The sequence below is a fragment of the bacterium genome (assembly GCA_036504735.1).
GTDB lineage: Bacteria > Electryoneota > RPQS01 > RPQS01 > RPQS01 > DASXUQ01.
Genome location: DASXUQ010000005.1, coordinates 250,322 through 271,340, shown reverse-complemented (window position 1 = coordinate 271,340; position 21,019 = coordinate 250,322). Strand labels below are relative to the sequence as shown.

General features: G+C 59.2%; 16 protein-coding genes. 15 read left to right on the top strand and 1 reads right to left on the bottom strand.

Annotated features, from left to right (window positions below; translation table 11 throughout):
- Positions 1-48: 48 nt before the first annotated feature.
- Genes VGL38_02985 through guaB form a run of 8 tightly spaced genes read left to right on the top strand, consistent with a single transcriptional unit; the run spans position 49 to position 11,667 of the window.
- Positions 49-1,659, top strand: coding sequence for a short-chain dehydrogenase (locus tag VGL38_02985; protein ID HEY3294381.1), 1,611 nt, complete (start codon positions 49-51; stop codon positions 1,657-1,659).
- Positions 1,656-2,351: a (d)CMP kinase gene (gene cmk / locus VGL38_02980; protein ID HEY3294380.1), complete on the top strand. Its 696-nt coding sequence runs from the start codon at positions 1,656-1,658 to the stop codon at positions 2,349-2,351. Before VGL38_02985 ends, cmk begins: the two co-directional genes overlap by 4 nt.
- A 4-nt stretch (positions 2,352-2,355) precedes the next feature.
- On the top strand, positions 2,356-3,036 hold the full coding sequence (locus tag VGL38_02975; GenBank protein ID HEY3294379.1) for a lysophospholipid acyltransferase family protein: 681 nt from the start codon (positions 2,356-2,358) through the stop codon (positions 3,034-3,036).
- A gap of 60 nt (positions 3,037-3,096) precedes the next feature.
- Positions 3,097-4,974, top strand: a complete 1,878-nt coding sequence (gene rpsA, locus VGL38_02970; GenBank protein ID HEY3294378.1) for a 30S ribosomal protein S1 — start codon at positions 3,097-3,099, stop codon at positions 4,972-4,974.
- A 34-nt stretch (positions 4,975-5,008) separates the two neighbouring features.
- Complete coding sequence (gene mtaB, locus VGL38_02965; GenBank protein HEY3294377.1) at positions 5,009-6,373, top strand: tRNA (N(6)-L-threonylcarbamoyladenosine(37)-C(2))-methylthiotransferase MtaB; 1,365 nt, start codon at positions 5,009-5,011, stop codon at positions 6,371-6,373.
- A gap of 8 nt (positions 6,374-6,381) precedes the next feature.
- On the top strand, positions 6,382-7,545 hold the full coding sequence (locus tag VGL38_02960) for a M20/M25/M40 family metallo-hydrolase (GenBank protein ID HEY3294376.1): 1,164 nt from the start codon (positions 6,382-6,384) through the stop codon (positions 7,543-7,545).
- Between the two features lie 18 nt (positions 7,546-7,563).
- On the top strand, positions 7,564-10,149 hold the full coding sequence (locus VGL38_02955; GenBank protein HEY3294375.1) for a glycoside hydrolase family 2 TIM barrel-domain containing protein: 2,586 nt from the start codon (positions 7,564-7,566) through the stop codon (positions 10,147-10,149).
- Positions 10,150-10,179: 30 nt separating this feature from the next.
- The gene (gene guaB / locus VGL38_02950) at positions 10,180-11,667 is read left to right on the top strand and encodes an IMP dehydrogenase (protein ID HEY3294374.1); all 1,488 of its coding nucleotides are present in this window, start codon (positions 10,180-10,182) and stop codon (positions 11,665-11,667) included.
- A 107-nt stretch (positions 11,668-11,774) separates the two neighbouring features.
- Here the strand turns inward: guaB and rpsT are convergent, their stop codons facing one another.
- On the bottom strand, positions 11,775-12,032 hold the full coding sequence (gene rpsT / locus VGL38_02945; protein ID HEY3294373.1) for a 30S ribosomal protein S20: 258 nt from the start codon (positions 12,030-12,032) through the stop codon (positions 11,775-11,777).
- Positions 12,033-12,165: 133 nt separating this feature from the next.
- Here rpsT and VGL38_02940 point away from each other — a divergent pair, with 133 nt between their 5' ends.
- The 7 genes from VGL38_02940 to VGL38_02910 all read left to right on the top strand — a co-directional run bounded on the left by VGL38_02940 (position 12,166) and on the right by VGL38_02910 (position 20,999).
- Positions 12,166-12,933 carry an NAD-dependent deacylase gene (locus tag VGL38_02940; GenBank protein HEY3294372.1) on the top strand — a complete coding sequence of 256 codons (768 nt, stop codon included), beginning with the start codon at positions 12,166-12,168 and terminating at the stop codon, positions 12,931-12,933.
- Positions 12,930-15,965 (top strand): tetratricopeptide repeat protein, encoded by a 3,036-nt coding sequence (locus tag VGL38_02935; GenBank protein ID HEY3294371.1) that lies wholly within the window; start codon positions 12,930-12,932, stop codon positions 15,963-15,965. The genes VGL38_02940 and VGL38_02935 overlap by 4 nt, the downstream gene beginning before the upstream one ends.
- Positions 15,965-16,777: a phosphatidate cytidylyltransferase gene (locus tag VGL38_02930; protein HEY3294370.1), complete on the top strand. Its 813-nt coding sequence runs from the start codon at positions 15,965-15,967 to the stop codon at positions 16,775-16,777. The genes VGL38_02935 and VGL38_02930 overlap by 1 nt, the downstream gene beginning before the upstream one ends.
- A gap of 63 nt (positions 16,778-16,840) precedes the next feature.
- Complete coding sequence (locus VGL38_02925) at positions 16,841-17,533, top strand: ubiquinone/menaquinone biosynthesis methyltransferase (protein ID HEY3294369.1); 693 nt, start codon at positions 16,841-16,843, stop codon at positions 17,531-17,533.
- Between the two features lie 26 nt (positions 17,534-17,559).
- Complete coding sequence (locus tag VGL38_02920; protein ID HEY3294368.1) at positions 17,560-19,986, top strand: DNA internalization-related competence protein ComEC/Rec2; 2,427 nt, start codon at positions 17,560-17,562, stop codon at positions 19,984-19,986.
- Entirely contained in the window at positions 19,979-20,638 is a 660-nt protein-coding gene (locus tag VGL38_02915; GenBank protein ID HEY3294367.1) for a ribonuclease HII, read from the top strand. The genes VGL38_02920 and VGL38_02915 overlap by 8 nt, the downstream gene beginning before the upstream one ends.
- Positions 20,598-20,999: a YraN family protein gene (locus VGL38_02910; protein ID HEY3294366.1), complete on the top strand. Its 402-nt coding sequence runs from the start codon at positions 20,598-20,600 to the stop codon at positions 20,997-20,999. Before VGL38_02915 ends, VGL38_02910 begins: the two co-directional genes overlap by 41 nt.
- Positions 21,000-21,019: the final 20 nt, after the last annotated feature.

Genomic DNA, 21,019 nt, shown 5'->3' with positions numbered 1-21,019 from the left:
GTTGGCTCGTCGGTTTGCCGCAGGATTCTTTCGCGCGGACCGGATAAGATGGTAATCCATTCCCTGAAGCAGACGGAAGCGGAAGACGCTTGCCGCGAGATGCGCGCGGAATTTCCGGGTGTTCAGATCGTCCCCGCCTGGGGTGACATTTTTGTTCGTGAAGAGTACAAGGATATGCCGCGCAAGGAAATCATGACGCGCGCGGATTTACGGCGTGAGTTTATCGAGGACGTCTTCGAGAAGCCGGTTGCTGACCGCCTTGGCCGCTTCTTCCTTTACAAGCTGATCATGGAGCACAAGCCCGATGTCATCGTGGACTGTGTCAACTCCGCGACCGGGTTTGCCTATCAGGACATCTATTCGGCCTACTACGATCTGAAGGGCGTGCTTAATCTGAAGGATCAGGGCTTGCCGCCGAATGATCCGTTCTTTGAGACCGTCGAGCGCTTCTGCGGCACGGATTACATTCCGCAGCTCATCCGCCATATTCAGGTGCTGGCCGACGCGACGATGCATGCCGGTGTCCACACCTATGTGAAGGTCGGAACCACCGGTACCGGCGGCATGGGATTCAACATCCCCTACACCCATTCTGAAGAAAAGCCTTCGGGCCAGCTTCTGGCCAAGTCCTCGATGGGCGGCGCGCACAGCCTGCTGCTTTTCCTGATGGGCCGCACCCCCGGCTGTCCGTACGTCAAGGAGATTAAGCCTGCCGCGGCAATTGCCTGGAAGAAGATCGCCTACGGCGAAATCAAGCGCGGCGGCAAGCCGATTCCGTTGTTTGACTGCCCGACCGAGTCCGCGGAGACGCTCAACGGCGAGTTTGTCCGCAACAAGCCGGATTCCGGCAAGGCCTTGGGCGAGAATTTGAAGTCGGTGTACATTGACACCGGCGAGAACGGTATTTTTTCCACCGACGAATTCTTCACTATCACAGCAGCTGAACAGATGGAGTTTGTGACTCCCGAAGAGATCAGCCAGGCGGTGCTGTGGGAAATCGAAGGCGGCAACAGCGGCATGGATGTGATCGGCGCGCTGGACTCCGTGGTGATGGGCCCGTCCTATCGCGCGGGAATTCTGCGTGGCGCGGCGCTGAACGAGATGCGCCGTCTCGAAAAGGAGACTAATACCTCCAGCGTGGCCTTCGAAATGCTCGGCCCGCCGCACCTTTCCAAACTGCTGTATGAAGCCTATCTGCTGAAGCTGGCCTATGCCGATCCGTCCACCATTCCTTCCGAGAAGCCCGAAACGGTCTCACAGAAGATGTTGCAGGTGATCGAGCAGGATAAGAAACTGCGCGCGACGATTATTTCGATCGGCGTCCCCATTCTGCTTCCCGACGGCAAGCGGATTTTGCGTGGTCCCGAAGTCAAGATTCCGGCTTACTCCGGCAGCAATGAGATCTCGATTGAGAATCCGGCGCTGGTGGACGAATGGGCGGACAAGGGCTGGGTGGATCTGCGCCCGTCCAACGTGAAGCGCTGGCAGTCGCGGATTACCGCATTCTTTACCACTGCGGGCGCCGGCGCGCCGGTGGATACCTCGTCGGCATTCCCGTGGGAGCGCATGGTGCTCGGCAGCGGCGAAGATAATTTCGCGGGCAAGATCGTCACCCATATTTTCATCGAAGAAGAAAAGGGCAGGCGCATCAAGTCGTGAGCGGACCGCGCGGACTCATTATCGCCATTGACGGAGTCGCCGGCTCCGGCAAGTCTACGACCGCGAAGCTTGTCGCCAAGCGGCTCGGCTACATGCACATCGATACCGGTGCCATGTACCGTGCGGTTGCGCTCAAGATGCTTCGCGTTGGTTTGGAGCCGACAGACAACGGCAAAATTGACGACATGTTGAATTCCACGCATGTCGGCCAAAAGGATACGGAGACGCAGGTCCACATTTTCCTTGACGGACGTGACGTCACAGAAGAAATCCGTACCCCGGAAATCTCTCTGTGGGTCGGCCCTGTATCGGAGAATCCGCGCGTGAGAACACACCTCGTGCGCTGGCAAAGGGAGCTGGGCCAGGAAGGCGGCGTCGTGCTCGAAGGCCGCGATATCGGCACGGTTGTCTTTCCGGACGCGGACCTGAAAGTATTCATGGTCGCCGATTTGAAGGCGCGTGCCAAGCGTCGCCGTAAAGAGATGCTGGCACGTGGGATTGAGCAAAGCTGTGCGGAAGTCGAATCCGCCTTGGCGGCCCGCGATGAACGGGATTCCACCCGTGAGCACAGTCCGCTGCGCAAGGCGCCGGATGCTATTGAACTGGATACCACGGATCTGACCATCGGCGACCAGGTCGACCGCGTGGTGGCGCTGGCCCGCAAGATCTCCATCAGCGCTCCGCATCCCTGATTCCATGCGAGCGGGCTATGGAATCGTCTCGTGGCTCTCACGAACGGCCTTCCGGCTCCTCTACGGAGTCGCGGTGCGGGGACTCGAAAATGTTCCGCGCACGGGCAAAGTCATCTTTGCCTCGAACCACCGCAGCGATTTTGATCCGCCGATCCTCGGCGGGTTCATCCCGCGGGAAGTGCATTTCTTCGCCAAGGAAGAGTTGTTCCGCAATCCGCTTCTGGGCCGCTTCATCCGCTATTTGAATGCGTTTCCGGTGCGGCGCGGACAGTTCGACCGTGAGTCCCTGTCCAAATGCCTCGATGTCTTGAAAGCCGATGGCGGCCTGATCTTCTTTCCCGAAGGTACCCGCGCCCCTGCCGACGGATTCCTTAAGGCAAAGCTTGGCCTCGGCTGGGTTGTCTGCCTGTCGGACGCCCCGGTGGTTCCGGTGTACATTCACGGAAGCACGGAAATGAAACCGCGATTCACGCGGCGGCCTGTGATGAGCCTGGTGTTCGGAACCCCGGTTTCGCCGTCGGAACTCAAGAGCGGTGAACTGCGTGGGAAGGACCTTTACCAGCAGGTGTCCGACCGTGTGCTGGAGATCCTTCGAGACCTGTCCCTCGCAACGCCGGGCGGCAAGGTGACCGCCAAGGGCCCGGTATACGAGCGCACTATTCTGAAGAACGAACGTTTACGATAACCGTCTCTAACCAACCCCGCCGAAGCTCCGGGCGGGCGATACAAATCCCGGAGACCACTAATGCAAGAACCTACTAACCCCACTCCCGAAGAAGCCATTCAGGCGTTTACCGAAGTCGCTCCGCCTCCGCCCGTGATCCGCGATGAAGTTCGCTTCCGCGGCCGCAAGGTGAAGCCCGCTGAGTTGCCTGAAGCCCGCACCGAACAGCGCGATGAGACCTCCGACCTTGCATCGCTCTATGAGAAGATGATCATGGAGTTCAAGGAAGGCGAGATCGTCAAGGGCAAGATTATCGCCATAGGCGACAAGGACATCTCGGTGGACATCGGCTTCAAGTCCGAAGGGACCGTGGCTATTGATGAATTCAACCCCGGCGAGACGTTCAAGATCGGCGACGATATTGAAGTATTCCTCGACCGCGTGGAAGATGCAGAAGGACAGTTGCTGCTTTCCAAGAAGAAAGCGGACTTCCTTAAGATCTGGGAACGGATCGGCGCAATCTACCGCGACGAAGAGATCACCAAGGGCCGTATTGTGCGGCGCATCAAGGGTGGTTTTGTCGTCGACCTGATGACCGTGGACGCCTTCCTGCCCGGTTCGCAAATCGACGTACACCCGGTGCGTGATTTCGATGCGCTCGTCGGCCAGGAAATGGACTTCCGCATTGTGAAGCTCAACGATGCCCGTAAGAACATCGTCGTGTCGCACAAGATCATCGTCGAGAAGAGCCTGCAGGGCATCCGTGAGAAGGTGCTTTCCGAACTCAAGGTCGGCGATGTGATGGAAGGTACCGTCAAGAACATCACCGATTTCGGCGTGTTCGTGGACCTCGGCGGCGTGGACGGCCTGTTGCATATTACCGATCTGTCCTGGGGACGCGTCAGCCATCCGTCCGAAGTCGTGCAGCTTGACCAGCGAATCACGGTCAAGGTGCTGGACTATGACAAGGAGCGCCAGCGTATCTCCATCGGCCTCAAGCAGCTTCAGCCGCATCCGTGGGAAGGTGTCGAGACCAAGTACCCGGTGGGCGCGAAGGTGCGCGGCAAGATCGTCTCTATCGCGCGTTACGGCGCGTTTGTGGAACTCGAGAAGGGCCTCGAAGGCCTTGTCCATATCAGCGAGATGAGCTGGACGCAGCACGTCAAGCACCCGTCGGCTTTGCTGTCGGTGGGCGACGAAATCGACGTGATCGTTCTGAACATTGACAAGGAAAATCGCAAGATCTCGCTCGGCCTCAAGCAGGTTGAGCCGGATCCGTGGGAAAACCTTGAAGCCAAGTACGCGGTAGGCTCACGTCATCGTGGCCGTGTACGCGATCTCGTTCCGTTCGGAGCATTCATCGAACTCGAAGATGGCATCGATGGTCTGGTCCATATTTCCGATCTGTCCTGGACGCGCCGCGTGCGGCATCCGGGCGAGATCCTGAAGAAGGGCGAGGAAGTTGAAGTCGTCGTGCTCGGATTCGACCGCAACGAACGCCGTATCGCCCTCGGCCTGAAGCAGGCGCAGGCGAACCCGTGGGAAGAGTTCGAGCGCACCTATTCCGTGGGAACGCAGACGACCGGCAAGGTCGCCCGCATTCTGGAAAAGGGCGTCGTTGTGGAACTGCCCCGGGAAGTGGAAGGCTTCGTTCCCAACAGCCAGCTTAAGCGCGTGACCCGCGGCGGCAAGCAGGCCGTGTCCGTCGGCGACGAACTGCAACTCGAAGTGATCGAATTCGACCGCGAGTCGAAGAAGATCATCCTCGCGGCGCAGGCTCCTGCCGGTGCGGACGTGGAAGCGACCGAATCGGAAGACGAGAGCTATAAGCAGTACATCGTGGGCAGTGACACCGATGCGACGGATGTTTCCACGAATGAAGCGGCTCCCGACATGAGCGCCGGCGAACCGGGTCCGGAAACGGGCGCGGCCGACGCGCCCGAACAGCCCGAAGCGTAATCCTAAGATGAATCCTTCGGAGTGGAGCCGCGCCATGCGGCTCCACTCCGATTCACTCCCTGATATGGCCGTTCCTTCTCACAATCCGCAACGCACGGTCTCGGTCTCGACACTCGGCTGCAAGCTGAACCAGTACGAGAGCGAAGCCATTCTGGCTCAGTTTCGTCAGGCAGGTTACGCGATAACGGACTCCGTCGAAGCGGCGGATGTCTGCGTCGTCAATACCTGCGCCGTGACTGCCATCGCCGAGCGCAAGGCGCGGTCCATGCTGCGTTCGCTCCACCGTAAGAATCCACAGGCGGCATTGCTGGCCGTTGGCTGCATGGCGGAGCGCTCCTCTGCTGCCTTAGTGCAGATTGACGGCGTGAACGCGGTGCTGGGCAATCGTGAGAAAGAACATATTCTGGATTTCCTGCCGTCGGCATCACAAACCGAAGCGGAAGTGCATATTGGCGAGACGGAACGCGCCGAATCTTTCTTCGGCGAGGGCCTTGCGGTAGAAGGGCTGCTGGGACGCACCCGGGCCTTTTTGAAAGTGCAAGACGGCTGCTCGCAAAAATGCACCTACTGCATTATCCCGCAATTGCGGGGACGCGGCAGAAGCCTGGAAATTCCCAAGGTGGTTGAACAGGCACAGCAACTGGCCGATCACGGGTTTGCCGAAATTGTGATCACGGGTGTGGCGCTCGGTACGTACGGAGGCGATCTGGGCCTCGAAGACGGTATGGCCAAGCTGCTGGCGGCGCTCGAGTCCGTGAAGGGTGTGCAGCGCATACGGCTTGGAAGCATTGAGCCGTGGGCGGTGACAGACCGCTTTCTGAAGACGGTTGCGAACTCTTCGGTGATCTGCCCGCATCTGCACATCCCGCTGCAGAGCGCCGAGGATTTTATCCTGCACCGTATGAACCGGCGGTATACTGTCGCCGAAATCGAATGGATTTTTGAGCAGGCGTTTGCGCTGCGGTCCGATTGGGGATTTGGTTCGGACATCATTGTGGGTTTTCCCGGCGAGACGGAAGAGCATTTCGGCCGCACGCGGGAATTCCTGGCGCATTCTCCCATCGCTTACCTGCATGTTTTCCCCTACAGTTCGCGTCCGGGCACTCCCGCAACGCGACTCCCCGGCAGCGTCCCCGATTCCGATAAACATGAGCGCGTTGACGCGCTGAAGACGGTGGACAGCGCCCTGCGGCTGCAGTTCCGCAATAAGTTCTTGAACACAACACAGCGTGTGCTCTTCGAGAAACGCCGCCACGGCGACCTTCTGGCCGGACATGCTGCCAATTACCTCGACGTGTATGCTGACGTTCCCGAGTCCGTGGCCGGGAGTGTCGTTGACATGATGATCACAAGCCTTCATTCCGATGGAGTAGTGGGCGAACTTGTAAACCAAGGGTGAGTTTCTCCATGAACATCCCGACTCACAACACGGATCGTCTGGTCCGCACATTTTTGGATCTGGTACAGATCGACAGCCCGTCGAAGCAGGAATCGGCGGTTGCCGATTATCTGGAGAAGATCCTTGCGCCGCTGGGCGTTACCACCTTTCGCGATAATGCCGGCGAGAAGATCGGCGGCAACTGCGGTAATCTGCACGTAAAGATGCCGGCGAATAGTTCCAAGGCGCCGGCGTTGCTGTTTTCCGCTCATATGGATTGCGTGATGCCCTGCCTCGGTGTTAAACCCGTCATCAAGGACGGAGTCGTCTATTCCGACGGCACCACCGTGCTCGGTTCGGATGACAAGTCCGGTGTAGCGACGGTTGTGGAAATGCTGCGCTGTCTCCATGAATCCAACATGCCGCACGGGCCGATTGAAGCAATTTTCGATGTGGCCGAAGAGATCGGCCTGCTGGGTGCCAATCAGGTGGATCTTACCACCGTGAAGGCCAAGACCGCATTTGTTCTGGATAATGAAGAACTGGATACTATCGTCTACCGCGCACCCAGCGCCAACCGCATGCATTACGAGATCGATGGCATCGCGGCCCACGCCGGCATGGCGCCGGAGAAGGGTGTGTCGGCCATTGAAGTGTTTGCCGAGGCCGTATCCAGAATGAAGCTTGGCCGGCTGGACCCTGATTCCACCGCTAACATCGGAACGGTCAATTCCGGCCGCGCGACCAATATCGTGGCGGACAAGCTGGTGGCCACTGCCGAAGCGCGCAGCCACTCCAACGACGTGCTCGAAGCGCAGTCTCGCCATATGACGCAGTGTTTCGAAGATGCGGTCAAGAAGTTCACCAAGACCGTGGACGGCAAGACGGTGGCTCCGGTTTTTCGCGCGGACGTCAAACGCGAGTTCAATGCCATGAACATTCCGTTCGACAGTCCGGCCTACAAGCTGGCGGCGGACGCGGGCAAGGAGCTGGGCATTACGATGCAGCCTCTGGCCATTGGCGGTGGCACGAACGCCAACGTCTATAACGAGAAAGGTCTGCCCGCCGTCGTCATTGGCTGCGGTATGAGAAACGAGCACACCAACAGCGAGCACGTCCATATCAAGGATATGGAGACCAGTGTGAAGCTGTGTTTGACGATTGTGCGGAAGAACCACGAATATTCTGTGTAGACTTTCCAACCTCTCTGCATGAAATTCCGCAATCAGGCAGTAAGCGCTCTCTTTCTGGTGCTGACCCTCGTGCTGACGGCGCCTGTGCGTCCGGCCGAGGGTTTCACGTTTTACGAGCAGCGCAGCCCCGTGCCTTCAACGCTTCCCCAGCTTAAGGCGCAACCGCATCAGGCCATTCTGGATCTTTCCGGCGCATGGGAATGCCGCGTCGGCGATGAGGGCGACTACTCGCCCGGCTGGATCCCCGGGGCCTTCGATAACGGGGAGACGGTCGTCAGTTACCGGCGGACATTCACTCTGGCCGACTCGCTGAAGCCGATGTACTTTGAACTGGTCGTGCCCGAAATCCACTATGCGGTGGAGGTTTGGGTGAACGGCAGTTTCGTGACATCCTTTACCGGAAGCCATCTCGGATTTACTTGCGACATTCCCCGTGAACGGTTGCGCTTCGGTTCCTCCAATGAGGTGACGCTTCGGGTGAGCAACCGGCTCAGCCCGCGCAAGACATTGCCGGTCCGCTCGCAAGTGTTGCAGCCCGCAAATTATGGCGGCGTGTTCTCGGGAGTCTACCTTCGCGGCACACCCAGTTGGGCCATCGAAGATGCGAGTTTGGTTTCGGAAGTGGCGGATGATTCCACGGCGATTCGCGTCAGTGCGCAAATCCATGTTGCCCAGCACGGTCCCTTAGCCGCGAGTGCGGACAGCTCCGGAAGAATTCCCTCAGAAGTCCGGCTGTACGTGGCCTTGCGGGATTCGGGAGGAAAGGTCCTTTCGGAAGCGCGGAGCGAACCGCTGACGCGCGGCGGCAGCGAGAGCTTTCAGACCGTGATGCCGATGCCGAGATTCGGCGCGTCGCTCTGGTCTCCGGCGCGGCCCGTCTGTTATTTTATGACGACGTCTCTGGTCGCCGGTTCCGATACCCTGCACCGCATTTCGCGCACGGTGGGTTTCAAAAGCGTGAAGATCCGTAACGGCCACGTCATGGTGAACGGGCAACGGCTTCGCGTGCGCGGTTTGGATTACGTGCCGGAAGGGCCACGTGGAGCCCGGGCCATTGCGGTTTCTACGATACGCGAAGATCTGGCCCGGATGCGGGATCTTGGCGTCAACGTCATCCGCGTTCCATTCAGTCCGCCGCCACCGGAGTTGCTCACGCTGTGCGACGAAATGGGACTGCTTGTGCTGGTAGAGGAGGGGCTGGATTGGATTCCCAGCGATGTGCTGGCAAAATCCGCCTACCGGAATCTGGTGCAGCATTCCACCGAGCGCATGGTCCTGTCCTATCGTGACCATGTCTCTGTGCTCGCGTGGGGGCTTGGGTCTCAATTGAACTGGCGCGATCCGGCCACTCAGGCCTTCAGCCAGTGGCTTTACCAGACGGTGAAGGGCCTGGATGGCGCTCTCTGCTATGTCGAGACGGAGAATCCCGCGAGTGCTGCGGGACTGGCGGATTTCGTGCTGATTTCATTGCGTCCGGACAGCGAAGCACTGAAGCTGGACAAGGCTGGCGCAGGCTCCATGCCGGTGATCGTATCCCGCGTGCAGAAACTGGCGGCGATGGAAGATCCGGATCGCAGTCAGACATCCGCAGGGATTGTCAATCAGGCCGAGTATCTGATCCGCGAAGTGCTGGCCATTGAGGCGACCGATAACCTTGACGGCTATCTGATCCATGCCTACTCGGATTATCATGGCAGCAGCCCATTGCTGGCGCAGCCGAATCGTCCCGATCCGTTCTTGTTGAGCTTCGGCATTGTGGGCCTTGACCGCCAGGAGCGCATCGCCTTCTCGAGACTTCGGGAGTTGGCGCACACCGGCCAGACGTCGCCGCCGGTTCCCGCCGGAACACCGGAGCAGGCGCCGGTGGCATTTCCCGCCATTGGATTAGCGGCCCTGGTGGCGCTGTCCATAGAGTTGCGCCGCAACAATGTTTTCCGCCAGAACCTGAAGCGCGTTTTTCTCCACGCGCACGGATTCTACAGCGACTTGCGGTACCGCCGCTTTCTGCATACGGCCCAGCCGTTGCTGTTGTGGTTCCTCGAAGCCGTCACGCTATCTCTGCTGCTCTCCTCGCTGCTGTATATGTACCGCAACAGCTTTGCGCTGGACTATTATCTGACGCATTTCTTCCCGTGGCCGCATCTCAAGGGCCAACTGATCAATCTCATCTGGAATCCGGTCCAACTCATCGCGTTCTTCACCGCGATCTTCATGGGACTGATTCTTGTTCAGACGCTGCTGGTGCAGGTCATCTCTCTGCTGTTCCGCGAGCACGTGGATTTCTGGCAGTCCGCTAATTATGTGATCTGGTCCTTCTCTGCACTGTTGTACCTGTTGCCCATCGCCGTGGTCTTCTACCGCGCGGTGGAGGTGCCAAGCTTCGCGCAGGTGGCGTTCTTCGGAGTGCTGATTGGGCTCGTCTGGAGTTTTATTCGGCTGCTTACTGCCCTGCGCACCGGCTTCGGCGCCACGCCATGGCGGATCTACGTGACGGTACTGGGCGTCGGCGCCGTAATCGCTACCGTTGTTCTTGTCTTATTGGAAAACCGTTTGGGTACCCTGACCTATTTGCGATTCTTTCATGACGTTTTCATGTCGCGATAGATCACGACCCGTGAACATAGCTAAAAAGTAATGTCTCAACAGGATAAAATCCGCTATCAGGGAATCACATTCGACGACGTGCTGCTCATCCCCGCACGCTCCACTGTTATTCCTTCACAGGTAGCCCTTCATTCGCGTTTCAGCCGCAACATCACGCTGAATATTCCGCTGGTGTCCGCGGCGATGGATACTGTCAGCGAAGCTTCGCTGTGCATCGCTCTCGCCCGGGAAGGCGGCATTGGCGTCGTTCACAAGAACATGAGCGCCGAGGCCCAGGCGGCCGAAGTCAACCGCGTCAAGCGCAGTGAGTCCGCCAGCATTTTGAAACCGCACACGCTTCCGTCGAATGCGCGATTGCGGGATGCGATTGCCCTCATGCGCGATAAAGGCATTAGCGGCATGCCCGTGGTAGACGGGGATCTGCTGGTCGGCATCGTCACCGACCGCGATCTGCGCTTTGAAGAAGATTTGTCCAAGCCGCTCTCTGAAGTTATGACGCCGCGCGAGCGCCTCGTCACCGCGCCTCCGGGCACGGATCCCAAAACGGCGCAGGCACTGCTTCAGAAACACCGCATCGAAAAACTGTTGCTTGTTGACAAAGACGGCCATCTGGCCGGCCTGATCACCGCCAAGGATATTCAGAAGCGTTCACTGTATCCGAACGCCTGCAAGGATGCCAATGGGCGTCTCCGCGTGGCCGCGGCGGTAGGAACCCGTCCGGATACCGAAGAACGCGCCCAGGCCTTGGTGGATGCCGGCACGGATGCGCTGGTCGTAGATTCCGCGCACGGCCATTCGGAAAATGTCATCACCGTGGTGAAGGCGTTGCGGAAGCGTTTTGCGGATGTGGATATTGTCGCGGGCAACGTGGTGACTCCGGAAGGCGCTCGCGAACTGGCGGATGCCGGCGTGGACGCGCTGAAGGTTGGCGTCGGTCCCGGCTCTATCTGCACTACCCGCATTGTCGCGGGCGTGGGCGTGCCGCAGATCACCGCGATTCTCGAAGTCAGCGATGTCTTGAAGCCGCTCGGCGTGCCCGTCATTGCGGACGGTGGCATTCGTTATTCCGGAGATATTGCGAAGGCGATTGCGGTGGGCGCGGATTCCGTGATGATCGGCAGCCTGTTTGCCGGTACAGAAGAGAGCCCCGGCGACACGATCCTCTTCGAAGGCCGCAGCTACAAGCAATTCCGAGGAATGGGTTCGCTCGGAGCCATGAGACAGGGAAGTGCGGATCGCTACTTCCAATCCGCTTCGGACGCCAACGCGAAGTTTGTACCGGAAGGAATTGAAGGACGGGTGCCCTACAAGGGCAAGTTGGCCGATACGGTCTACCAACTGATGGGCGGGCTGCGTTCGGCGATGGGTTATTGTGGCGTTGCGACCATCGGCGAGATGCAAGAAAAAGCCCAGCTCGTGCAATCCACGACGGCTGGGTACAGGGAAAGTCATCCGCACGATGTGATCATTACGCAGGAAGCGCCGAACTACGAGTCACCGTTTGACCGCCACTCCTGAGAGAAGCGGATTCCCGGACAAAGAAGAGCCGGTGTCGCGACTCTGGCAAGAGGGGGGAGGAGCGCCAAAGTAACACCGGCTCGGCGGGGAAACGATGTAAGAAAACTTCAGGCGGGCAGTTTGCTCACCAGGTTCGTAAGGCGGGACTTGCGGCGTGCAACCGTATTCTCATGAAGCACACCCTTGGCAGCCATATGATCCAGTACCGAGAAAACTTCGCTGAGTTGCGCCCGGGCATCGGCCTGAGTACGAGCTTCGACAACATGCTTTTCCACCGAACGGCAGCGCGAGCGATCACGACGATTACGCAGACGCGCGATGGCGCTGGTCCTCATCCTCTTAACGTTTGACTTGTGCTGGGGCATTGATTAGTGTCTTCTGACCTTAGCTGATTTTCAGAATGTCGACCACGACGAACCAAGGGGCTCGCGCACCGACTGGAAGAATTGAGCTAATATACTCAATGACAAATCGAATGTCAAGGGAAATAATGTGAAGATGGATCTCGCCGCCGGTCTTGTTCAAGATATTGTAAATGCAGAACATGTATGCGTTTTTACCGGTGCGGGCATTTCCGCTGAATCGGGCGTCCCGACATTCCGAGGAGCAGAAGGTCATTGGCGGAGTTTTAGGCCGGAAGAATTAGCGACTCCAGAGGCGTTTGTCGCCAATCCGAGGCTTGTCTGGGAATGGTACCAGTGGCGGCGTGATCTCTTAACCAAAGTTCGTCCCAATACAGGGCACTTAGCCTTGGCCTATTGGGAATCACTCTGTCAGAATTTTACACTTATCACTCAGAATGTTGATGGCTTGCACCGTGCAGCAGGAAGCCGTCGCATTATTGAACTGCACGGCAATATTCACATCAATCGTTGCTTCAATTGCGGCGTGGAAACGTCGTTAGAATTTATTACCTTTACGGATGACGTGCCGTGCTGTTCATGTGGCGGCATGCTGCGCCCGGGCGTGGTCTGGTTCGGCGAAGCACTGCCGCAGGATGCGGTGGACGCAGCCCGCAGAGCGGCGCAAGCTTGTGATCTGTTCGTAACCGTTGGAACATCGGCCGTGGTCTATCCGGCCGCCGCTTTGCCCGGGATCGCCCAGCAAGCGGGAGCCGTCGTTATTGAGGTAAACATCGAGGAGACACCCTTCACATCTCAGGCTAAGGCGCATGTGCGAGGCAAAGCGGGAGACATTCTGCCGGGCCTCGTAGCTCTGTATGAGAAGACGCATCCCCATTCTAACGCCTCTATCGGCAACCCATGAAACGATTTCCCCTTTTCATAGCAATTTTTCTGTCGCTGCTTCTGCTTTCCGGTTGCGGCTACTTCAACACGTTCTATAACGCCAAGAAGCAGTTCGGCGAGGCGGAGCGGGATACCCGCGCCCAGCAACGGCAGGCGCGGCGCCAGCAGCAGCAACAGCCGCAGCAGCCGAATAATCCCAATGCGCCTCCACAGCAGGGAGGAAGTGTTCCTCCCGGGGCGGGCGGGGCACCGGGACAATCGGGTGTAGCTTCGGAAAAGTACCGCAAGGTCATCGAAACGTCTGCGCGCCTGCTCGAAGAGCATCCCAAGAGCCGCTGGGCCGACGATGCCCTGTTCCTGATGGGAGTGTCATACTATCGTCTGGGCGATCTGCCTCGCGCAGAACGCAAGTTCACCGAGTTGATGACGCTCTTTCCCAACAGCAAGCTGGTCAGCGAAGCCACGTTGTGGAAAGCCCGGACCCTTGCCGCAGAGAAGAAGAAGGACGACGCGATTCAACTGCTGCAGACCGGACTCGAACTGCTGAAACCGGGTCCGGAAAAAGCAAGCGCACTCCTCCTGATGGGATCCCTCTGCTACGACGCCAAGCGCTATTCCGATGCATCGGGCTATTTCGAGCAAGCCGCCGGGATGCGGCAGCCGAACATCGACCGCATTAATGCGCTGAACAGCTACGGTCAGGCGGAGTTTGATCTGGGCCATTTCGAGAAGGCTCGTGACGCCTTTGCCGAGGTTGCATCCTCGACCGGCGACGTGCAACAGGGGTACGATGCGTCTATCCGCTGTTCGCAGTGCGAGGTAGAGCTGAAACATTTCGACCGGGCGCAGTTGATTATCGAGAAGCTCAAGTCCGGCGAGCGTTTCCTCGATTACTCCGAAGATATTCCGTTGGAACTGGCTCAACTGGCCGTGCGTACCGGGCGCGTGGATGAAGGCATCCGCCTGTACCAGGAGTTCATTGACCAGCATACCAACGGTGAGCGGCGCGGTCTCGCGTTCTACAGGCTTGCGCTGATACATCGTGATCAGCGGGTCGATCTGACTTTGGCCAAGGCGCTGCTCGATAGCGCCATGCGGGTCGGACCGAGCCGCCAGATCGGTGACTCGGCTCGCGCGGCAATGGAGCAGATTTCCAAGGGCCTGCTCGCGCTCGATAAGATCAAGGCATTGCAGACCGAAATTGCCGATCTCCAAACTCAGGCGGACAGCATTTCGATTCCGCGTGATGCGCTTACTCCCTCGGCGTTGCTTGCATTCGAGGATTCCGTGCGCCGCCGGGAATCGGCTCTGAAACCCGCCGTCGTAAAGGCGCCGCCGGCTCCTGTTCAGCAGGCGGCAGCGCCCGATACTGCCCATCCTGCGCTGCCGCCAGTCGCTGCGGCAACGGATACGGCGCGCCATTCTCCTGCGAGTCCAAAGCTCCCACATGCCGTTAAGGATTCGACGCGCAAGCCTGCTGGACCGGCAGTTGTCCATACGCTGCCTCCGGTGGCTAAGACCGTGTCGCCGCCGCCTCTGGTAAAGGCCGTACCCACGCCACTGGATTCCAACGAGACGTGGGAACTGGCCCGGCGCGCCTTCCGTGCGATGATCCTCGAAGAACGGTTCGGCTTGCAGACGTTGACTCGCGCGATCGAGACGCGCGATTCATCCAGAACCGAAGGAAACAACGACCACGTGCTGCGAATGCAAGGCGTGATCAACCGTGCTTACGGTGTCGGTACGCGGAACCTCCCTGCCGTGGCCGACTCGCTCAAGGGAAATGCCTCGCCGAAGAAAGCCACCAGAGTTGCCGTTGCTCCCAGCGCACTCGATTCCGTGGAGAAGGTGAATGCTGCCGCGAGTGGCCGGATGGCTCGCTCGGATTCTGCTGCGGCCCCCGTGAGAACCGATACTCTGGCCCGTCCGTCTTCTCCCGATACGACAAGGCCCGCAGATGAGCGGCACAGCCTGCGAGGATTTCGTTCAACGGCAGATTCGCAAGGTGGCGCTCCGCCGGATTCCACTCAGAAGCCGCCCGCGCAGGATTCCATTCCGGTCGGTGGTTCGCGGCCGCCATTGCCTCCGTTGCCGTCACCGACACGGCCAGCACCTGCCGACTCCACGTTCGGTGGGACCCGGCCGCAGCACTTTGTTCCCTTGTCTGCTTCGGATTCGACAGATCGGCGCCCGCTTCCGGTGGATTCCGCGCGGCCTGACACGATTCCGCATCCTGTCGGTTCATCGGTAAGACCTACTCATACCGACAGCACTGCCGCCGCCTCTGTGCGCGCCACTCCGGCGCAGACGCTACGCACACAGTTGCTCGCCAAGGAGCGGGAACTCCAGTTGGCCTATTTGCACGCCGCGGAGTTCTATGCATACAGTTTGACGGAGCAGGACAGCGCGCTCAACTACTATCGGCTCGCGGCAACGTCGCCGGTCAACGCCGAGGTTTTCTGGCGGTCCAACCTCTTTCTGGGAAGCGCACTTACTCCCAAAGCCGACTCCACAGCCAGAGATTCGCTGACGGGCGAGGCCGCGGACCACTATCGCTATGTGGTCGCAGCCGACAGCGTGCCATCGGCGGCGGCAAATGCGGCGCGGGCCGCGTTGAAGCTTCCACTGATCGAGGTGCCGGTTCCCGCTCAGGTCGCCGCTTTGCACGCCGCCGAAAACGCGCAGTTCACACCCCATGCGCCTGTGGATTCCGTGCTGGCTCTATACAGTCACGTGATCGCCTTCGACTCGACCAGCCGGGAAGGGAAGAAGGCGCTGTTTGCCAAGGCTACTCTCCTCGAAAAGGATCTGCGCCGATACGATCAGGCGCGCGTCGTGTACCAGCACCTGCTGGCACTGAATCCCGACTCGGCGATGGAGGTAATCTCCAAAGCCAAGGTTGCGCCGCCCGACTCCAATTCGATCTTCAATATGTCCGATGCCGAATTATTCGGCAAACGGGAGCCGGTGGAAGCGCTGTTCGATCAGAAACAAGATGAAAGCGGTTGGCCGCCTTCCGAGGAAACTCTTCGTGGACGCCATTTCCGATAGTGAGTAATCTCCTTCGCCGTGTTATCGTTGCCGCCATCGGAGCGCCGCTGGTCGTGTTCATCGCGATCCACGGCTCCTGGCCGCTGCACCTCCTTGCATGTGCTCTGCAGGTCGGTGTTCTGTGGGAGTGGAACCGGCTGAATACCGCGCGAGATGCACGGATTTTCTGGCCCGGTCTGCTTGTCGCCACCGCAGGTCTCGACGCTGCGATCTTTATGAACGGCCATCCGCCTGCGATGGCACTGGCCACTCTTGGACTGGGCGTGATGTTGTTGTCCGAGACATTTCGCGGCGACCGCAAACCGCTGGCTAATCTCAGCGCGTCCGCTCTCTACCTGTTGTATGCGGCGCTGCCATTGGCACTCTGGACGCAGCTCGATGCTGTAAGGTCCTCCACCTTTTACCGCCCGGCAGGCGCACTGACCGCCATGCTTCTTGCCACGTGGATGTGTGACACCGGGGCGTATTTCATGGGACGGGCCTTCGGCAAACACAAGCTGTACGTGGCCGCCAGTCCGAACAAGACCGTGGAAGGGTTCTTTGGCGGTATTCTGTTCGCTGCGGTAGTCTTGCCCGTGTTGTCCGTCTTCGGCTGGGCTGAGCCCAGGCTGTGGGACTACCTTGCGCTTCCCTTCATTGTGTCCATCATTGGCCAATGCGGCGACCTGCTCGAGTCCCTTATGAAACGCGAGGTAAACGTGAAAGACACGTCGGCCTTCTTTCCCGGGCATGGCGGATTCCTTGACCGCTTCGATTCCCTGCTACTCTCAACGCCATTCTTCTTTGCATATTTGCTCCTGACGGCTAACTGATCCGGCGCACGTTTCGGCGACGGTTTGCCGCGCAACACATAGGACTCCGGAACTTTGAGCCGTGTGGCTTCCCGAGAGATCGCCGGGATGTTTGACCGCATCTCGCGATCCTACGATTTTCTGAACCACTTCTTCTCCTTTGGGACGGACCGCCGGTGGCGCAGAATCGCGATCCGCCGGCTCGACCTTTCGTCCGGGTGCCGCATTTTGGACTGCGGCGCGGGCACGGGCGACATGTCCCTCACGGCGCTGGAGCGCGTGGAAGGCATCAGTGCCGTGCTGCTGGATCCGGCTCAGGCCATGCTCAATATAGCGGACAGCAAGTCCGGCAGCATCCGTCCGCAGGATTACCGGCTGGTGCGCGGAGTGGCCGAAAATCTGCCCTTTCCTTCAGAGTCCTTTGACCGCTTCATGGTGGCCTTCGGCGTGCGCAACTTCGTGGATCTCGAAAAGGGCATGCGCGAGCTGCATCGTACGCTGAAAAGGGGCGGAAAGGGCGCCGTGCTGGAGTTTACTCCGGATCGCGCACGTCTCATTAATCGCATGTTCCAATGGTATATGAAGCATGTGATGGAGCCGCTGGGTGCGCTGATCTCGCATGACCGCGAGGCGTACACCTATCTCTCTCGAACGGTGGAGCGATTTTCCACGTCCGCAGAGTTGATGGCTTTGTTCTCCGAAGTGGGATTCACCTGCACGGAGAACAAGCGGCTAAGTCTGGGAATTGCCAGACTGTTCATTCTTGAGAAGACTTGACTCTCTCATAAAGCACAACCGTCGCTATGAAAGCGGCCGCCCTTGACCCGCGCAAGGTGCCTGTTCTGCCCTTTGCGCTGGCGGTGATTGTCGGAGTTGTCACCGCACTTTACTCCGATTTCCGGTCCGGTACGCTGCTCGTTGCTTGTGCCGGACTGTTTTTGCTCAGTGGCGCCGCGCTCTGGGCTTTCGGCACGCGGCTCGTGGCGCTTCTGCCTTTGTTATTGTTCTTTGCAGCTCTGGGCGCCTATCGCGCAACGGACAACCTTGGACGGGAGATCCGCTCGCGCGTGGCCACGCTGGCGGAACAGGATTCGGTCGTTGCCATCATCGGAGCCGTCGCCGTCAGCCCCGACGTATCTGAGGGCAACAGCGCAGTGATTGTGCAATCCGTGAGCCTTGTGGCGGACTCTCAAACGGTAGCCTGCGGGTCGATGCGCGCGCGAATATTCGGGAGTTCGACAGAGCTTGCGGATCTGCAGTATGGCGACCTGCTGTATGCTCGAGGCCGGCTTGTGGCGGCGGCGGAGCGCCAAACCGGCGTTGGCAGCATGATTACCCTCGTGTCGCAGCGCGATGTTGCTTCGCTTTACGCGGACACCGCGTCGTATGTGGTGCAGCATGTTTCCGGATTTTCGCTGCGCCGGATGGTGGACCGCCTGCGAGGTTTCATTACCGGCACGTACGACCGGCGTCTGAGTCCCGATGGCGCAGCGCTCTGCAAGGCGCTTGTGCTGGGAAACCGATCCGATTTCAGCGCGGCGTTCTCGGACCGTCTGCGGCTGACGGGTCTCAGCCACGTTTTTGCTCTCAGTGGCATGAATGTCGGCTTTCTGATGGCGACGGTGTGGGTGCTGCTTAGCGTACTGTTCGTGCCTCGCGGCGTTCGGTTAGGCGTGCTGTTCGGCATTGTCCTGCTGTACATGGAGCTCGGCAGAGAAGCGCCGTCGCTGGTGCGCGCCACGCTCATGGCGGCAATCTACATAACGGGTGCGGTTCTGCATCGCAGACCCAGCCCCGTGAATTCGGTGGCCTGTGCGGCGTTTGTCGAAACCCTATGGCGGCCGCTGGACATTGTCGACGCGGGATTCGCCCTGTCCTATCTGGCGGTGCTTGGACTGATTGGCGGCTATGAGTACATTCATGAGAAACTGGCCGCCGCTGCGCGCCTTACGCGAAGGAAGAGCACTCTCCGGGCGCTCATAGAATTATTATCTGCCTCGGCAGGCGCGCAAATTGGCACTCTGCCCATGACCGGATTTCTCTTCGGACGGATTCCCGTACTGGGCGTCCTGGGCAACATTGCCGCGGTGCCTGCCTTTGGCGCGATGCTGCTCTTGGCCGTAGCCCTGCTGATAATAGAGGCCGTTGTTCCCGCACTGTCGCCATGGTTTGCGGGCTCACTGAATGGCGCAGCCTACCTCATGGGGAGTCTTGTGAGCTTCACAGCGTCGCTCCCGCTGGCCAGCCTTTCGGTGCCGTTGTTTTCGCCTTGGATTGCCGTCTTGCTATATGCGGCAACGGCAGGATTACTGCTCGGATTTGCCATATCCCATCGGGTCTGGATCGGTGCATCGCTGTTGCTTGCGGGCAATGTCATTGTATGGGCTGCGGTATTTGCCAAACCCGATCCGCTGTGCCGTCTATCATTTCTCTCCGTCGGCAATGGAGATGCAACGGTGATCTCTACGCCGTCGGGTGGACAGATACTGGTAGATGCCGGCCCTGCGTTTGGGGACTGGAGCGCCGCCGATAGAATTCTGCCTTTCCTCGCCGAGCAGGGTATTCGGCACCTCGACGCGTTGATCCTGACTCATCCGGATAACGACCACATCGGCGGCGCGGCAAAGATCATCGAGAGCATGCCCGTAAATCACGTCTATATCAACGGGGACGTTTCGCCGTCGCAGACGCGGGTGCGGCTGGATGTGGCCGAGAGTGCCAAAGGAATCCACGAACAACGTTTGACTGCCGGTAATATGGTGCGGTTGTCCGATCAGGTTTCTGTAATGGTGCTCTCACCGGACAGCGCTGTGAGGCCGATGATGGCAACGGAGAATCAGCGTTCCCTTGTGCTGCGTCTGAAGTGCAGCCACAGCACGGCCCTGCTTCCCGCCGATGTGGACAGCGCCATGGAGTGTGCTTTGCAGGCTTGGGGAGCGGAATTGGATGTAGATTTGCTGAAAATCGCTCATCATGGAAGCAAAGCATCTACCACGTTAGCGTTCCTCAAACAGACCACACCCACAGAAGGAATCATTTCGGTGGGACGGCACAATCTGTATGGCCACCCGCATCTGTCTGTAATTTCGCGGCTGGAGTCACTGAAAATTCCCATCCATATGACATCTCGCGAAGGAACTGTGACGTACGCGTCGGATGGGCACAAGTGGACGCGGGAGGAATCCCGCGCCGCGCGGCTGACACGTTTGTGGAGACTGCCGCATGGGTAAGCCTTCCCGTGGACAAAGAGACGAACTGTTTGGTGCGCGTCTGCCCATCGAGCGGGAACTGCTTGCCTCTGGAATGTCGCTCATCTGCGGTGTGGACGAAGCCGGGCGCGGGCCGCTCGCCGGACCCGTCGTGGCAGCGGCTGTGCTGTTCCGCGATTGCGAACTGCTCTGGTCGGCGCAGGACTCCAAGAAGATGACTGTCTCCGCCCGGGAAGAGTTCTTTGCCCGGGTGCCGCACGAGCTGGAATTCGGGGTCGGCGCGTGTACACCGGAGGAAATCGACGAGATCAATATCCTTCAGGCGTCTCTGCGGGCGATGGAACGGGCGGTTGCGTTGCTGCCGTGCCCACCGCAGATGATTCTGGTCGACGGCAACCGCCGCCTCAATCCAAGCTTGCCTTCGCGCGCGATTGTGCACGGCGATGCGTGTGTGGCGGTCATCAGCGCAGCTTCGATTATCGCCAAGGTTACTCGCGACCGTCTGATGCGCGATTACGATGCAGTGCATCCGGAATACGGGTTTGCTCGCCATTTCGGATATCCGACAGAGGAACATCGCCGCCTTCTCAAGCAACTGGGGCCGTGCCCCATACACCGCAGGACATTTCAAGGTGTTCGCGAGTTTTTTCAAGAAAATCTGGAGACGAAATAAGCCGCTGGCCTCGCGCACCACTGCTCAGATCGGCAGGGACGGCGAAGATGCTGCGGTGAAGCATCTGTCGCGCCTCGGCTTCCAAGTCGTGGAGCGCAACTGGTCGTGCAAGGCGGGGGAGATGGACATCATCTGCCGTCACCAGAACGCGTGGGTGTTTGTCGAGGTGAAGGCCAGCCGCAGGCTCACCGAGTTTCCGCCGGAAACTCGCGTCAATCAGGACAAACGCCGCCGGCTGCACACGCTGGCGCGATTCTATCTCGGACACAAGTACGGCGTAGTGCCGTACCGTTTCGACGTAATTTCCGTATGGTGGGAGCATGACGATGTCAAGATCCGTCATATTGAAAATGCGTTTTAGCGCCGCCCCGGCTTTGCTTT

Coding starts and splice junctions, on each gene's coding strand:
- mtaB (HEY3294377.1), top strand. CDS start 5,009: ATGCGGCTCCACTCCGATTCACTCCCTGATATGGCCGTTCCTTCTCAC.
- VGL38_02935 (HEY3294371.1), top strand. CDS start 12,930: ATGAAACGATTTCCCCTTTTCATAGCAATTTTTCTGTCGCTGCTTCTG.
- VGL38_02920 (HEY3294368.1), top strand. CDS start 17,560: ATGAAAGCGGCCGCCCTTGACCCGCGCAAGGTGCCTGTTCTGCCCTTT.
- VGL38_02940 (HEY3294372.1), top strand. CDS start 12,166: ATGGATCTCGCCGCCGGTCTTGTTCAAGATATTGTAAATGCAGAACAT.
- VGL38_02955 (HEY3294375.1), top strand. CDS start 7,564: ATGAAATTCCGCAATCAGGCAGTAAGCGCTCTCTTTCTGGTGCTGACC.
- guaB (HEY3294374.1), top strand. CDS start 10,180: ATGTCTCAACAGGATAAAATCCGCTATCAGGGAATCACATTCGACGAC.
- rpsT (HEY3294373.1), bottom strand. CDS start 12,032: ATGCCCCAGCACAAGTCAAACGTTAAGAGGATGAGGACCAGCGCCATC.
- VGL38_02975 (HEY3294379.1), top strand. CDS start 2,356: ATGCGAGCGGGCTATGGAATCGTCTCGTGGCTCTCACGAACGGCCTTC.
- rpsA (HEY3294378.1), top strand. CDS start 3,097: ATGCAAGAACCTACTAACCCCACTCCCGAAGAAGCCATTCAGGCGTTT.
- VGL38_02985 (HEY3294381.1), top strand. CDS start 49: ATGGTAATCCATTCCCTGAAGCAGACGGAAGCGGAAGACGCTTGCCGC.
- VGL38_02960 (HEY3294376.1), top strand. CDS start 6,382: ATGAACATCCCGACTCACAACACGGATCGTCTGGTCCGCACATTTTTG.
- VGL38_02915 (HEY3294367.1), top strand. CDS start 19,979: ATGGGTAAGCCTTCCCGTGGACAAAGAGACGAACTGTTTGGTGCGCGT.